General features: G+C 65.7%; 10 protein-coding genes and 3 rRNA genes. 7 read left to right on the forward strand and 6 right to left on the reverse strand.

The genetic code is table 11. The features are described 5' to 3' along the window. Positions 1-147 precede the first annotated feature (147 nt). The 5 genes from BLT28_RS07780 to BLT28_RS39935 all read left to right on the forward strand — a co-directional run bounded on the left by BLT28_RS07780 (position 148) and on the right by BLT28_RS39935 (position 6589). A 16S ribosomal RNA gene (locus tag BLT28_RS07780) occupies positions 148-1665 on the forward strand. Positions 1666-2064: 399 nt separating this feature from the next. Beyond that, positions 2065-5173 (forward strand): 23S ribosomal RNA (locus BLT28_RS07785). Between the two features lie 82 nt (positions 5174-5255). After that, positions 5256-5372, forward strand: a 5S ribosomal RNA gene (rrf, locus tag BLT28_RS07790). The 16S, 23S and 5S rRNA genes sit together here, the layout of an rRNA operon. A 126-nt stretch (positions 5373-5498) precedes the next feature. Next, on the forward strand, positions 5499-6377 hold the full coding sequence (locus tag BLT28_RS07795; RefSeq protein WP_030432973.1) for an alpha/beta fold hydrolase: 879 nt from the start codon (positions 5499-5501) through the stop codon (positions 6375-6377). Between the two features lie 59 nt (positions 6378-6436). Further along, the gene (locus tag BLT28_RS39935; protein ID WP_156051715.1) at positions 6437-6589 is read left to right on the forward strand and encodes a hypothetical protein; all 153 of its coding nucleotides are present in this window, start codon (positions 6437-6439) and stop codon (positions 6587-6589) included. 9 nt (positions 6590-6598) lie between these two features. Here the strand turns inward: BLT28_RS39935 and BLT28_RS07800 are convergent, their stop codons facing one another. Next, positions 6599-7153: an RNA polymerase sigma factor gene (locus BLT28_RS07800; protein ID WP_030432974.1), complete on the reverse strand. Its 555-nt coding sequence runs from the start codon at positions 7151-7153 to the stop codon at positions 6599-6601. A gap of 85 nt (positions 7154-7238) precedes the next feature. Here BLT28_RS07800 and BLT28_RS07805 point away from each other — a divergent pair, with 85 nt between their 5' ends. After that, positions 7239-8504 carry a serine/threonine-protein kinase gene (locus BLT28_RS07805; RefSeq protein ID WP_052408082.1) on the forward strand — a complete coding sequence of 422 codons (1266 nt, stop codon included), beginning with the start codon at positions 7239-7241 and terminating at the stop codon, positions 8502-8504. Here BLT28_RS07805 and BLT28_RS07810 read toward each other — a convergent pair. From BLT28_RS07810 to BLT28_RS07825, 4 genes are all read right to left on the reverse strand, one after another. Beyond that, on the reverse strand, positions 8501-9379 hold the full coding sequence (locus tag BLT28_RS07810) for a GNAT family N-acetyltransferase (protein ID WP_030432976.1): 879 nt from the start codon (positions 9377-9379) through the stop codon (positions 8501-8503). The two genes, BLT28_RS07805 and BLT28_RS07810, sit on opposite strands and share 4 nt — an antisense overlap. 276 nt (positions 9380-9655) lie before the next feature. Beyond that, a complete protein-coding gene (locus BLT28_RS07815) occupies positions 9656-9880 on the reverse strand; it encodes a DUF5703 family protein (RefSeq protein WP_030432977.1) in 225 nt (74 codons plus the stop codon). Continuing rightward, positions 9877-10860, reverse strand: a complete 984-nt coding sequence (locus tag BLT28_RS07820) for a YncE family protein (RefSeq protein ID WP_231950682.1) — start codon at positions 10858-10860, stop codon at positions 9877-9879. Before BLT28_RS07820 ends, BLT28_RS07815 begins: the two co-directional genes overlap by 4 nt. 166 nt (positions 10861-11026) lie before the next feature. Next, the gene (locus BLT28_RS07825; RefSeq protein WP_030432979.1) at positions 11027-12211 is read right to left on the reverse strand and encodes a cytochrome P450; all 1185 of its coding nucleotides are present in this window, start codon (positions 12209-12211) and stop codon (positions 11027-11029) included. Between the two features lie 87 nt (positions 12212-12298). Here BLT28_RS07825 and BLT28_RS07830 point away from each other — a divergent pair, with 87 nt between their 5' ends. Next, entirely contained in the window at positions 12299-12904 is a 606-nt protein-coding gene (locus BLT28_RS07830; RefSeq protein WP_030432980.1) for a TetR/AcrR family transcriptional regulator, read from the forward strand. On the opposite strand, the gene BLT28_RS07835 is transcribed toward BLT28_RS07830, so the two are convergent. Continuing rightward, a complete protein-coding gene (locus BLT28_RS07835) occupies positions 12880-13857 on the reverse strand; it encodes an aldo/keto reductase (protein WP_030432981.1) in 978 nt (325 codons plus the stop codon). The genes BLT28_RS07830 and BLT28_RS07835 overlap by 25 nt on opposite strands. Positions 13858-13937: the final 80 nt, after the last annotated feature.

Genomic DNA, 13937 nt, shown 5'->3' on the forward strand with positions numbered 1-13937 from the left:
GATGGTGTGCGTGTGTTCTTTGAGAACTCAACAGTGTGCCGATGTAAGCCAGTGAGCTTATGTTTTGGAATACCCCTCGTCAGGGGTTTCCTTTGAGATGATTGATTTGCTAGCAGTTCAGCTAGATCTCATCTCTCTTATCAGTCATTGATGGAGAGTTTGATCCTGGCTCAGGACGAACGCTGGCGGCGTGCTTAACACATGCAAGTCGAGCGGTAAGGCCCTTCGGGGTACACGAGCGGCGAACGGGTGAGTAACACGTGGGTAATCTGCCCTGCACTCTGGGATAAGCCCGGGAAACTGGGTCTAATACCGGATATGACCACTTCAGGCATCTGTTGTGGTGGAAAGTTCCGGCGGTGCAGGATGAACCCGCGGCCTATCAGCTTGTTGGTGGGGTAATGGCCTACCAAGGCGACGACGGGTAGCCGGCCTGAGAGGGCGACCGGCCACACTGGGACTGAGACACGGCCCAGACTCCTACGGGAGGCAGCAGTGGGGAATATTGCGCAATGGGCGAAAGCCTGACGCAGCGACGCCGCGTGAGGGATGACGGCCTTCGGGTTGTAAACCTCTTTCAGCAGGGACGAAGCGCGAGTGACGGTACCTGCAGAAGAAGCACCGGCCAACTACGTGCCAGCAGCCGCGGTAATACGTAGGGTGCGAGCGTTGTCCGGAATTATTGGGCGTAAAGAGCTCGTAGGCGGTTTGTTGCGTCGGCCGTGAAAACTCAGGGCTTAACTCTGAGCCTGCGGTCGATACGGGCAGACTTGAGTTCGGTAGGGGAGACTGGAATTCCTGGTGTAGCGGTGAAATGCGCAGATATCAGGAGGAACACCGGTGGCGAAGGCGGGTCTCTGGGCCGATACTGACGCTGAGGAGCGAAAGCGTGGGGAGCGAACAGGATTAGATACCCTGGTAGTCCACGCCGTAAACGTTGGGCGCTAGGTGTGGGGGACTTTCCACGTTCTCCGTGCCGCAGCTAACGCATTAAGCGCCCCGCCTGGGGAGTACGGCCGCAAGGCTAAAACTCAAAGGAATTGACGGGGGCCCGCACAAGCGGCGGAGCATGTGGATTAATTCGATGCAACGCGAAGAACCTTACCTGGGCTTGACATGCACTGGAAACCGGTAGAGATATCGGCCCCCTTGTGGCCGGTGTACAGGTGGTGCATGGCTGTCGTCAGCTCGTGTCGTGAGATGTTGGGTTAAGTCCCGCAACGAGCGCAACCCTCGTTCCATGTTGCCAGCACGTTATGGTGGGGACTCATGGGAGACTGCCGGGGTCAACTCGGAGGAAGGTGGGGATGACGTCAAGTCATCATGCCCCTTATGTCCAGGGCTTCACACATGCTACAATGGCCGGTACAAAGGGCTGCTAAACCGTGAGGTGGAGCGAATCCCAGAAAGCCGGTCTCAGTTCGGATCGGGGTCTGCAACTCGACCCCGTGAAGTCGGAGTCGCTAGTAATCGCAGATCAGCAACGCTGCGGTGAATACGTTCCCGGGCCTTGTACACACCGCCCGTCACGTCACGAAAGTCGGTAACACCCGAAGCCCATGGCCCAACCCGTAAGGGGGGGAGTGGTCGAAGGTGGGACTGGCGATTGGGACGAAGTCGTAACAAGGTAGCCGTACCGGAAGGTGCGGCTGGATCACCTCCTTTCTAAGGAGCAACACACATCCGCTCTCATCAGCTCCGCGGAGCCGAGAGTGGAGTGTCCCTGATGTCCAAGGCGAATGTTCTTGGGTCAGGGGTGCTCAAGGAATTGTGGAATCACTGGCGAAAATCCTGTCGGAATCCTGCGGTTGCGGGTGTGAGTACTGCTTGCGTGTGACGTGAGCGTGGAAAGCGTCCCGGGGCGGTGAGGATAGGGGCGGGGTGTGCGGCACGCTGTTGGGTCCTGAGGGAACACGCGAGTGTTTGTCTCTGGAGAGAAGTAACAAGTTCTGGCCCGGTGCCGGAAGCACATCGCAGAGCCGTGGGTTCTGGCTGGTGTTTCCTGGGTGGCGCGGGGTTCGGGTTGTTCTTTGAGAACTGCACAGTGGACGCGAGCATCTTTGTGGTCAAGTTGTTAAGGGCATACGGTGGATGCCTTGGCACCAGGAGCCGATGAAGGACGTGGAAGGCTGCGAAAAGCCTCGGGGAGCTGCCAATCGAGCTGAGATCCGAGGGTGTCCGAATGGGGAAACCTAGCCGGAGTCATGTCCGGTTACCTGCACCTGAATGTATAGGGTGTGTGGAGGGAACGCGGGGAAGTGAAACATCTCAGTACCCGTAGGAAGAGAAAACAACCGTGATTCCGTGAGTAGTGGCGAGCGAAAGCGGATGAGGCTAAACCGTGTACGTGTGATACCCGGCAGGGGTTGCGTGTGCGGGGTTGTGGGACTCATTGGATTGGTCTGCCGGCCGGTCGTGGAGTGAGAAAATGTTGTGGTTAGCGGAACGTGTCTGGAAAGCGCGAGCGTAGAGGGTGAGACTCCCGTACGTGAAAACCCGGCATCTCCATGGATGAGGATCCCAAGTAGCAGCGAGCCCGTGAAATTCGCTGTGAATCTGGCGGGACCACCCGCTAAGCCTAAATACTTCCTGGTGACCGATAGCGGACAGTACCGTGAGGGAATGGTGAAAAGTACCCCGGGAGGGGAGTGAAAGAGTACCTGAAACCGTGTGCCTACAATCCGTCAGAGCCTTCGGGTGATGGCGTGCCTTTTGAAGAATGAGCCTGCGAGTTAGTGGTACGTGGCGAGGTTAACCCGTGTGGGGTAGCCGTAGCGAAAGCGAGTCTGAATAGGGCGAGTGAGTCGCGTGCTCTAGACCCGAAGCGGGGTGATCTACCCATGGCCAGGGTGAAGCGACGGTAAGACGTCGTGGAGGCCCGAACCCACTTAGGTTGAAAACTGAGGGGATGAGCTGTGGGTAGGGGTGAAAGGCCAATCAAACTCCGTGATAGCTGGTTCTCCCCGAAATGCATTTAGGTGCAGCGTCGCATGTTTCGTGCCGGAGGTAGAGCACTGGATGGTCTAGGGGGCCTACAAGCTTACTGAAATCAGCCAAACTCCGAATGCCGGTACGTGAGAGTGTGGCAGTGAGACTGCGGGGGATAAGCTTCGTAGTCGAGAGGGAAACAGCCCAGAACACCAGCTAAGGCCCCTAAGTGTGCGCTCAGTGGGAAAGGATGTTGGGTCGCTTAGACAACCAGGAGGTTGGCTTAGAAGCAGCCATCCTTTAAAGAGTGCGTAATAGCTCACTGGTCAAGTGGTTCAGCGCCGACAATGTAGCGGGGCTCAAGCGCACCGCCGAAGCTGTGTCATTCACATATAGAGCTCGGCTGCAATCCTTGAGGTTGTGGTCCAGGTGTGTGGATGGGTAGGGGAGCGTCGTGTCACCAGGGAAGCAGCGGTGGAAACCAGCTGTGGAGGTGACGCGAGTGAGAATGCAGGTATGAGTAGCGAAAGCAGAGTGAGAAACTCTGCCGCCGGATGACCAAGGGTTCCTGGGCCAGGCTAATCCGCCCAGGGTAAGTCGGGACCTAAGGCGAGGCCGACAGGCGTAGTCGATGGACAACGGGTTGATATTCCCGTACCCGTGTGGATGCGCCCATGGCGAGGCCAGGGATACTAACCGCCCAAAGCGTTGTGCGTCTTCGGACAATCAACGTGGAGCGCGGGACCTGATCTGGTAGTAGTCAAGCGATGGGGTGACGCAGGAAGGTAGCTCCGCCAGTGAGTGGTTGTACTGGTGTAAGCGTGTGGCCCGAGTGGTAGGCAAATCCGCCGCTCATGTGGGTGAGGCGTGATGCGTAGCCGATTGAGGCGAAGTGAGTGATCCTATGCTGCCGAGAAAAGCCTCTAGTGAGTGTCCATGCGGCCCGTACCCCAAACCGACACAGGTGGTCAGGTAGAGAATACCGAGGCGATCGGGTGAACTGTGGTTAAGGAACTCGGCAAAATGCCCCCGTAACTTCGGGAGAAGGGGGGCCGGGTGGCTTGATACCCCTTGCGGGTTAGGGCTGAACGGCCGCAGAGACCAGGGAGAAGCGACTGTTTATTAAAAACACAGGTCCGTGCGAAGTCGCAAGACGATGTATACGGACTGACGCCTGCCCGGTGCTGGAACGTTAAGGGGACCGGTTAGCTCTTCGGGGCGAAGCTGAGAACTTAAGCGCCAGTAAACGGCGGTGGTAACTATAACCATCCTAAGGTAGCGAAATTCCTTGTCGGGTAAGTTCCGACCTGCACGAATGGCGTAACGACTTCTCCGCTGTCTCAACCACAGGCCCGGCGAAATTGCACTACGAGTAAAGATGCTCGTTACGCGCGGCAGGACGGAAAGACCCCGGGACCTTTACTATAGCTTGGTATTGGTGTTTGGTTCGGCTTGTGTAGGATAGGTGGGAGACTGTGAAGCTTCAACGCCAGTTGGGGTGGAGTCGTTGTTGAAATACCACTCTGGTCGTACTGGATGTCTAACCTCGGTCCATGATCTGGATCAGGGACAGTGCCTGGTGGGTAGTTTAACTGGGGCGGTTGCCTCCCAAAGGGTAACGGAGGCGCCCAAAGGTTCCCTCAGCCTGGTTGGCAATCAGGTGTTGAGTGTAAGTGCACAAGGGAGCTTGACTGTGAGACCGACGGGTCGAGCAGGGACGAAAGTCGGGACTAGTGATCCGGCACTGGCTTGTGGAAGCGGTGTCGCTCAACGGCTAAAAGGTACCCCGGGGATAACAGGCTGATCTTGCCCAAGAGTCCATATCGACGGCATGGTTTGGCACCTCGATGTCGGCTCGTCGCATCCTGGGGCTGGAGTAGGTCCCAAGGGTTGGGCTGTTCGCCCATTAAAGCGGCACGCGAGCTGGGTTTAGAACGTCGTGAGACAGTTCGGTCCCTATCCGCCGCGCGCGTTGGATACTTGAGGAAGGCTGTCCCTAGTACGAGAGGACCGGGACGGACGAACCTCTGGTGTGCCAGTTGTTCCGCCAGGGGCATTGCTGGTTGGCTACGTTCGGAAGGGATAACCGCTGAAAGCATCTAAGCGGGAAGCTCGTTCCAAGATGAGGTATCCCACCACCTTGAGTGGTTAAGGCTCCCAGTAGATGACTGGGTTGATAGGCCAGAGATGGAAGCACGGTAACGTGTGGAGTTGACTGGTACTAATAGGCCGAGGGCTTGACTACAAACATGCTACGCGTCCACTGTGCGGTTCTGAAACGAACAACCCGCCCATGCATGGGTGTGGGGTTGATAGTTTCATAGTGTTTCGGTGGTTATGGCGGAGGGGAAACGCCCGGTCCCATTCCGAACCCGGAAGCTAAGCCCTCCAGCGCCGATGGTACTGCACTCGTGAGGGTGTGGGAGAGTAGGACGCCGCCGAACATTCTTTCCACAAGGGGGAGACCGAGTTATTCGGTCTCCCCCTTGTCGGCATGCCCGGGGAAAGATCATGAACCGAACCTACTCCCGGGTAGATAAGTTGCGACGGGCATGGCACCATCTCCTGCCATGTCGGGAACCTCGGTGGTGTTGCTCGAAGACGGCACCCTGCTCAACGTCGTCGAGGCGGGAGCGGCGGACGCCCCGGTCACGGTGCTCTTCGCACACGGGTACGCGCTCGACCACCGCACCTGGGGCAGGCAGTTCGACCTGCTTCCCGCGGTGCTCGACCAGCCGGTCCGGCTGCTCGCCTACGACCACCGTGGCCACGGCAAGTCGGGGGAGGCGACCGAGGAGACCGCGACCGTCGAACAGCTCGGGGACGACCTGGCGCAGGTTGTCGAGCAGCTGATCCCCACCGGCACAGTTGTGCTCGTCGGCCACTCCATGGGCGGAATGGCGGCGATGGCCCTCGCGGAGCGCAGGCCCCGGTTGTTCGGGCAGCGCGTCGGGGGAGTGGTGTTCGTGTCCACGTCGGCGGGCGGGGCCTCGGAGGTCCAGCTCGGACTGCCCACGCTGGCCGGGAAGCTGGTCCAGGAACTGGAGAACGTGTTCGGTCCCCTGGTGCGCAAGGTCCGCGAGCGCATCGAGCCCGCGAAGACGGCCGGGCTGAGGTGGTGGCTGTTCGGCGATGACCCGCGGGACGAGGACGTTGCGGTCACCGCGGAGATGGTGTGGTCCCAGTGGCCGGAGACGGTCGCGTTGTTCCGGCCCGCCTTCGACCGGCACGACCGCACCGCGGCCCTCACCGTCATCCAGGGCAAGCAGGTCGTGGTGATGGCGGGGGAGAAGGACAAGCTCTGCCCCGCCTCGCACGTGTCGAAGATCGCGGAGATCTGCGGTGGGGGCGAGGAAGTGGTGATCCCGGGCGCCGGTCACATGCTCCCGCTCGAGCGCGCGGAGGACGTGACGTCGCACATCGCCGCCCTGGTCCGCCGGGTGACTTGAGGGCGGGAACGGGGGAGCATGACCTGCTCATGATCCGGTGGTCACGTGCCAGGGGATGTGTGAGCCTGCCGAAGATCAGCCGGGCCCTGGGCGAACGCCCGGTACGTCCGCAGAGCCCGTTCGGCGATGACGAGGCCGGGCGGGAACTGCCGAGCGCCGAACAGGCGAGCGCCGCCGTTGTGCCCCAAGCCCTTGATCGCCGGGGGCGGTAAGCCTGAGGATCACGAGCGGTCGGCCAGCCACTCCCGGACGACGATGCGCGCGTCGTGCACCTGGCTCTTCACAGTGCCGACCGGCACGTCCAGGTGCTCGGCGATCTCCGCGTAGGTCAGCCGGGAGACGTCGCGCAGCACGAACGCCGCCACGATCCGCGGGCGCTCGGACTCCAGGCGCTCCAACGCGTCGAGCAGGTCGATCCGTGAGCCGGCGATAACGCTCGTGGTCCGCGGATCGGGCCGGGTGGCGAGGACGCCGTCGTCGCTGACCTGCTTGTCGGCGCGGCGCTTGAGCGAGCGGTAGGTGCTCAGCGCGCTGTTGGAGACCACGGTGTGCAGCCAGGTGCTGAACTTGCTGCGCCACTGGAAACCGGGCAGCTTCTCGGCGACCCGGAGCAGCGCGTCCTGGCACGCCTCCTCGGCGTCCTGGCGGCAGGGGAGGTAGCGGCCACAGTGCCGGAGCACGCCGGGTTGGATGAGCCGGAGCAGTTCGTCCAGGGCTGAATGGTCGCCCTCGGTGACCCGTCTGGCCAACGCCTCCGCGTCCTGATCGCCTAGCATGGCGCTGACAATATCGAGGAGGCCCGGGATCGATTCAACACCTCTGCTCGGCTCGTCGGGCGGATCTTCGATCGGCCGTTACCGGGTGTCGGGGCTGCTCGGCACGGGCGCGTTCGCGTCGGTGTGGCGGGCCGAGGACGACGAGCTCGACGCTCCCGTGGCGATCAAGGTCCTCGCCGACAACTGGGCACGCCACCTCGACGTGCGCGAGCGCTTCGTCAGCGAGGCGAAGTTGTTGCGGCTGGCCGATTCCGACCGCATCCTGCGCGTGCTGGACATCGGTGAGCTGCCGGACGGCCGCCCGTACTTCGTGACGGTGCTGGCCGACGGCGGCAGCCTGGAGGACAGCATCGCCGAGGGGGAGCTGTCCCAGGACGAGGCCCTGTCTGTGCTGATCGAGGTCGCGGAGGCGGTGTGCGTGCTGCACGAGCACGGCATCGTGCACCGCGACCTCAAGCCGTCGAACGTGCTGATCCACCGCGGCCGCGTGCTCCTGGCCGACCTCGGGCTGGCGAAGGCCTTGGCCCAGGGGTCGGGACTGACCCAGGTGGCGGGCTCGCCGGGGTACATGGCGCCGGAGCAGTCGCGCAGCGGGGCGGTCGTTGACGAGCGCACGGACGTGTACGGGCTCGGCGCGCTGGCGCACCGGCTGCTGGCAGGCAGCACGGTGGGCGAGTCCGGGACGCGGCTGCCTGGCAGGCTCGGTCGAGCCGTTCGGCGCGCGCTGCAGACCGACCCTGAGCGCCGCTGGCCGACCGCGCGTGCCTTCGCGGACGAGCTGCGCGCGGTGGCCGGGGGAGAGAAAGCCTTGTCACGGAGCGCTTTCGTGCTTCCGGCGGCGGCGGCGGTCAGCGTGCTCGCGATCGTGGCGGCGTTGTTCTACTGGCCGCAGGACCCGCCTGCCCGGCCGCAGGCCGAGGCTCCGAAGCCGGTCGACCCGGCGCTGTGCCGGGCGAGTGACGTGCGGATGTTCGACAACGGTGACTACGTGGAGCCGCTGGAGATGACGCGCAAGTCGATGGAGCTGTACTTCGCCTCGACCAAGCGGCAGTGCAAGCTCTCCGGCAGGCTGCAGGACGTCCGCTTCGTGCAGGCGGACGGCAAGGTGATCCCGCTGCGCTACGGCGACGGCCAGGGCGAGCCGCAGGAGGTGGATCTCACCGAGGACGGCTGGGGTGTGGTGCTGCTGGGCTGGTCGTCCGAGGCCAAGAACGGCAAGCCGTTGACCCCCGCGCGGCTGGAGTTCCGGCTGCCGGGAAGCCTGGACCTGGTGTCCTTCCCGTGGCAGAAGGGCCCGGTCGGCGACCACAGCCAGGTCGAGGTCGGGCCGATCGTGCTGCCGTCCAACTAGGACGTGGCGCCGACCGGGCGGTACTTGTCCCGGACCTCGGGTCGCGCCTGGAATCCGGCTGCCCTGTAGGTGGCGACGGCGCCGACGTTGGAGCTCGGCGTGCAGACGATCGCGCTCGACGAGCCGAGCTCCTGGAGCGCGGCCGCCGCGGCGATGGTGATCGCCTTGCCGTGGCCATGGCCGCGGTGGTCGCGGTGCACGCCCATCGGCTCCAGCAGTCCGGGCTTGCCCGCGCCGGCTGACCACACCGTCACCGTCGCGACCGCGTTGTCCTGGCCGTCGTACGCGATCAGGCAGCGGGCGTCGGCGTACGGCGATCCGGACGCCATCGCGTGCCAGCGCTCGGCGGTGAACGACGACTTGTCGAATGATGCCTGTACGAGCGCTGCCTGCAGGTGCGCTCGCTCAGGCCCGATCACGTCGATCCGCACGCCTGGATCCTCCACCGGCTTCGTGAGATCGCGGTGCAACGGCGTCCACGGTTCGTCGGTGTGCCAGCCGACCTCGGACAGCAGGTCCTGGACCAGTGCGCCCATCGGCGCCTCGACGTTGCCCCTCCCGTCGGGCAGTACGCCGCGCGAGGGCTCGGTGATGTCCTCGACGAGGTGACGCGCCAGGTCCTCGTCCTGCTGAGCGCCCGGGGCGATCGTCATCCGCAACAGCTCGGGACCGTCCAGCAGCCCGAAGGCGAGGATCTGCCCGTCCCGGGTCCACGTCCGGACCGCGGCGGCAGTTGCCTCCGCGCCGAAGCGCCAGAACCAGCCCACGTCGCCCGGGTGCAGCTGCATCGGTGACCCGTCGTTCTGCCAGTCGCGCAACACGCCGACTGCCTCGGTCAGCTCGTCGACCTCCGGCGTGCCCAACACGATCGCCATGTCCTGATCACACACCACCACGCCGAACGTCCGCATCTCCATTTCCGGCAGCCCGTGCCAACCAACCCTCGAAAGACGGCATCACAGGGGTGTCAGCGTCACCGGCACCAGGGGGAAACGACGTGAGGCGTCCACTGTGGACCGCTATCCGGCCGGCCAGGAAGCAGTGGGAGGGAGCCGCGGCCTTCCGAAATCTTCACAGTCATGATGACTTCAGTGTCGAGTGAAATTAATCACTCGCAGAACAACGACGAAGAACGCGCGGACGGGGCAGGGTCAGGCGATGACGCCGGGAAGCATCTGGTTGGGCCGGTAGCGGCGACGGAGCCAGATCTTGCGGGTGCCGTCGGAGAACAGCAGGACCCTGGCCAGTTCCCAGCCGGAGAACTCCGCGTGCACCGCCAGCTGGGTCATGGCCGTCTTGCGGGACACGCCCGGCGGCAGGCGCAGCGGGCGGTACTCCCAGTCTCCGTCGATCACTGAAGTGCCCTCGTCGCTCACGGTTGCACCACCTGGATCCCTTCCCGGTCCGCGGACGCGACGTAGACCTTGCCGCTGTCCGGGTCGACGGCGACGGAGTCGGGCTGGCGGACGGTGCGAAAGCGGTGCTTCTCCACCGGCTCGCCGCCCGCGACGTGGAAGCCGACGACCTCGTTGCGTTCGGTGAGCGTGATCCACGCGAGATCACGTTTGGCGTCGTAAGCGATCCCGTAGGGCGTGCCCGGCACCGGGAACCGCTGTTTCATCAGGAACGGGCTCGGCGAGAAGGCGAGCAGTTCGCCGCCCCTCGTGTCGACCACGAGCGCGCGGCCGAACCGGTCGGTGACCGCGTTGGTGGCGCCGTCACCCGCCCGCAGCGCCGAGGCGACCCTTCCCTCGGCGACGTTCACCTCGATCAGCGCGGTGCGGTTGGAGTCCAGCACCAGCGCGTCGTTCTCGGCGCCGCGCAACACCGCTGTCGGCGCGAAGAAACCGGTGATCTCTCGGGTGACCTTCCCGCCGTCGAGCACCGCGACGGCGTTGCGGTTCCTGAGCGAGACCACCGTCTGTCCATTCACGACGGTCGCGCCGCTCGGCGCGCCCTCGACGGTGGAGGTCTCCGTCCCCCCGGTGCGAACGTCCAGGCGCACCAGGGTGTTCGCCGACGGGATGGCCGCGAACAGCGCGCCGTCGCCCGCCGGGCTGAGCGAGGTCACCTTGTCCGGGACCGGGACGACGCGCGGCGGGGTCTGCGGGCTGTCCACGGAGAACAGCCGGATCTCCTTGGCGTCCACGGCGACGGCGAGCGTGCGGGTGGCGGTGTCCAGGGCGAGCGCCCGCGCAGGCCCGTCCAGCGGGAGCACGGTTCCGTCGGGGGAGGAGCTGGGCGGGGAGACCGCGGGCGACGGGGCCACCAGTTGGTCACCGACCAGCAGCGGGTCCGAGGGCGTCCGGTCCGGTGCGCAGGCGCTCAGCGCGAGGGCTCCAATGACGACGGGCACCACTGCCACCGCACGGCGACGCAATCCGACCTCCTCCGGCGCGGCCGGGGTGTACCCGGCCTACATGTCCTGGATACCAGGATCCACCACGCCTCGGGGAGCGTCACGCTCGGGCACCCGGTTGGCACAGGCATGCGACTGAGCCGTGATCACGACGGCTCGCGGCTCACCAGGAGACCGGAACCGACTCCGGACCGCGATCGGTGGCGGTGAGCGGGCTCCACGGGATCTCGGTGACGGGCACGGACAGGCTGAGCCCCGGAAGCCTGGCGGCGAGGGTGCGCAGCGCGATGCCGATTTCCGCCCGGGCCAGCGAAGCGCCGAGGCAGTGGTGCGCGCCGCGGCCGAAGCTCATGTGCGGCAAGGCTTTCCGATCGGTGCGGAACTCGTCGGGGTCGGCGAAGTGGGCGGGGTCGTGGTTCGCGGCGTCGAGCCGGACCAGGACCTGGTCGCCCTTGGCGATGTGCGTGCCCGCGACCTCGACGTCCTCGTGCGCCCAGCGCGGCATCGGGTTGCCGATGGCTCCGCCGAGGAGGCGCAGGGCCTCGTCGAGGACCGCGTCGGCCTCGTCGGTGAGCAGCGAGGCGAGCCGTCCGGTGCGGAGGAGCTGGATCGCGGCGATGCAGATGCCGTTGCGGGCGGTCTGGTACCCGGCGAGCACCAGCGTCGCGACCATGCCGATCAGTTCTTCGTCGCTGAGCCGCCCGTTGTCGTCGTCTCGGACCGCGATGAGCCTGCTGAGCAGGTCCTCGCCGGGCTCGTCGCGTTTGGTGGCGATGAGCCCGGCGGAGTAGGCGCCGAGCTCCTGCCAGGCGCCGAACGCCTCCTCGGGGGCCGTCTCGGCGGTGCTGATGGTCTCGGCCAGCTCCCGGAAGCGGTTGCGGTCCGCGAGCCTCACGCCCACCAGCTCGCTGATCACCGCGGTGGACAGCGGGGCGGCGAGGTCTTCGACGAGGTCGGCCGTCCGGCCTCGGGCGATCATGCCGTCGACCAGCTCGGCGGAGCGTTGCTCGATGAGCGGGCGCAGGGCTTCGATCGCGCGCGGGGTGAACGCCTTGGTGACCAGGCGGCGCAGGCGGGTGTGGGTGGCGCCGTCCTGGAAGAGCGTGTCGTTGCCCGTGGTGGCCGAAGATTCGCTTGCGGGATCGAGCGTTGTTGCTGTGCCCGCGGGTGCCATGCCGAAGCGCGTGTCGCCGAGCACGGCGCCGGCCGCGTCATAGGAGGTCACCAGCCAGGCGGGCGCGCCTTCGGCGGTGGTGACCCTGGCGATCGGGCAGGTCGCGCGCAGCTCGGCGTACTCCGGGGGTGGCGCGGTGGGGTCGGGCTGGGGGAAGGGCAGCTGGCGGGTCATCGGGACCTCCTCGGTTTCCGTTACGACTGCAACGTAAAAGTTCACCGGAAGGATGTCAATACGATCGCAATGTGAAAAGATGCGGCCATGCCGAAGCGGGTCGACCACGCCGAACGCCGGGAACAGCTGGCCGAGGCGCTGATGCGGATCGCGGCCGAACGCGGCCTCGAGGCGGTGAGCCTGCGACACGTCGGCGCGGAGGCCGGGGTGACCTCCGGCATGGTCCAGCACTACTTCCGCAGCAAGGACGAGCTGATGGCCTTCGCACTGGAGGTGGTCAGCGAGCGCGTCCAGGCGCGCGCCGCGGCGGCGATGGCCGATGCGCGGTCGGCGCGCGAGGAGATCCGCGCGCTGCTGACCTCACTGCTGCCGTTGGACGAGCCGCGGCGGGTGGAGGGCCGGGTGGCGCTCGCGTTCGTGTCGTACTCGACGGTCCGGCCGGAGCTGGCGCCGGTGCTGCGGCAGAACACCACGGGCATGCGCGAGCACTTCGCCGAGCAGATCCGGCAGGTGTGGGCGGGGGAGGCGAGGCTCGGCATGACGCCGTCGCAGGCGGCGACCGGCCTGCTGGCGCTCGTGGAGGGTCTGGGGATGCACCTGCTCGGTGAGCACTACGAGCCGGAGGAGGCGTTGGGGGTGCTCGACGCGCACCTGGAGCTGCTGCTCGGTCAGTCCATGCGGCGTTCGGGGTAGGTGATCGTCGGAGCGCTGACGTCGTCGAGCGCGGCGCGGATCGCCCTGGGGAGTTCGAGGTCCTCCGCGGCGAGGCAGCCGGTGAGCTGGCCGGTGTCCTTGGGGCCGATGATCGGCGCGATCACGCCCGGGCGGTCGCGGACCCAGGCCAGGGCCACGCACAGCGGCGACGTGCCCAGCCCGTCCGCCGCGGTCACCACGGCCTGGACGATCCGCGCGGCGCGTTCGGTGCGGTGGTGCTCGACGTAGCGGGAGAGGTTCTGCGAGGCCGCGCGGGAGTCGGCGGGCGTTCCGTTGCGGTACTTGCCGGTCAGCACGCCGCGGCCGAGCGGGGCCCAGGGCAGCAGGCCGAGGCCGTGGTGCAGGGCGGCGGGAACCACCTCGCGCTCCACCCCGCGCTCCAGCAGGGAGTACTCGACCTGGGTGGAGATCAGCGGGTGGTGGGCCGGTTTGGCGGCCTGCAGGGTGGCCGCGGTGGCCAGCTGCCAGCCGGAGTAGTTGGAGATGCCGACGTAGCGGACCTTGCCGCTGGTGATCGCCGCGTCCAGTGCGGACAGGGTCTCCTCGACCGGGACCGAGGCGTCCCAGGCGTGCAGTTGCCACAGGTCGATGTGGTCCACCTTCAGCCTGCTCAGCGATCCGTCGAGCGCCGTGAGCAACGCGCCACGGGAGGCGCCACCGCCGAAGGGGCCTTCGGTGCGGCGGGCGACGGCCTTGGTCGCCAGCACGATGTTCTCGCGGGGGACCACGTCGCCGATGAGTCCACCGAGGACGGTCTCGCTCTCGCCGTCGTTGTAGACGTCCGCGGTGTCCACGAAGGAGCCGCCCGCGTCGACGAACGCGGTCAGCTGGCTGGCGGCTTCCTCGGCCGTGGTGTCGTGGCCCCAGGTCATGGTGCCCAGTCCCAGTCGGGACACCCGCAGGCCGCTGTGGCCGAGCTGTCGATGCTCCACGCCGAGGAGCCTAGACAGTGCGCGCGCCGTGGGCGTGGTTATCCGTCGCGCGGGGCGCGTCTCCCCTTCGGGTGACGCGG

It is taken from the genome of Allokutzneria albata (assembly GCF_900103775.1).
Taxonomy (GTDB): Bacteria; Actinomycetota; Actinomycetes; order Mycobacteriales; family Pseudonocardiaceae; genus Allokutzneria; species Allokutzneria albata.

What these genes read in the sequence shown, in the direction of transcription:
- BLT28_RS07795 (WP_030432973.1), top strand. Translation starts at nt 5,499, where the DNA reads ATGTCGGGAACCTCGGTGGTGTTGCTCGAAGACGGCACCCTGCTCAAC.
- BLT28_RS07800 (WP_030432974.1), bottom strand. Translation starts at nt 7,153, where the DNA reads ATGCTAGGCGATCAGGACGCGGAGGCGTTGGCCAGACGGGTCACCGAG.
- BLT28_RS07810 (WP_030432976.1), bottom strand. Translation starts at nt 9,379, where the DNA reads ATGGCGATCGTGTTGGGCACGCCGGAGGTCGACGAGCTGACCGAGGCA.
- BLT28_RS07825 (WP_030432979.1), bottom strand. Translation starts at nt 12,211, where the DNA reads ATGACCCGCCAGCTGCCCTTCCCCCAGCCCGACCCCACCGCGCCACCC.
- BLT28_RS07830 (WP_030432980.1), top strand. Translation starts at nt 12,299, where the DNA reads ATGCCGAAGCGGGTCGACCACGCCGAACGCCGGGAACAGCTGGCCGAG.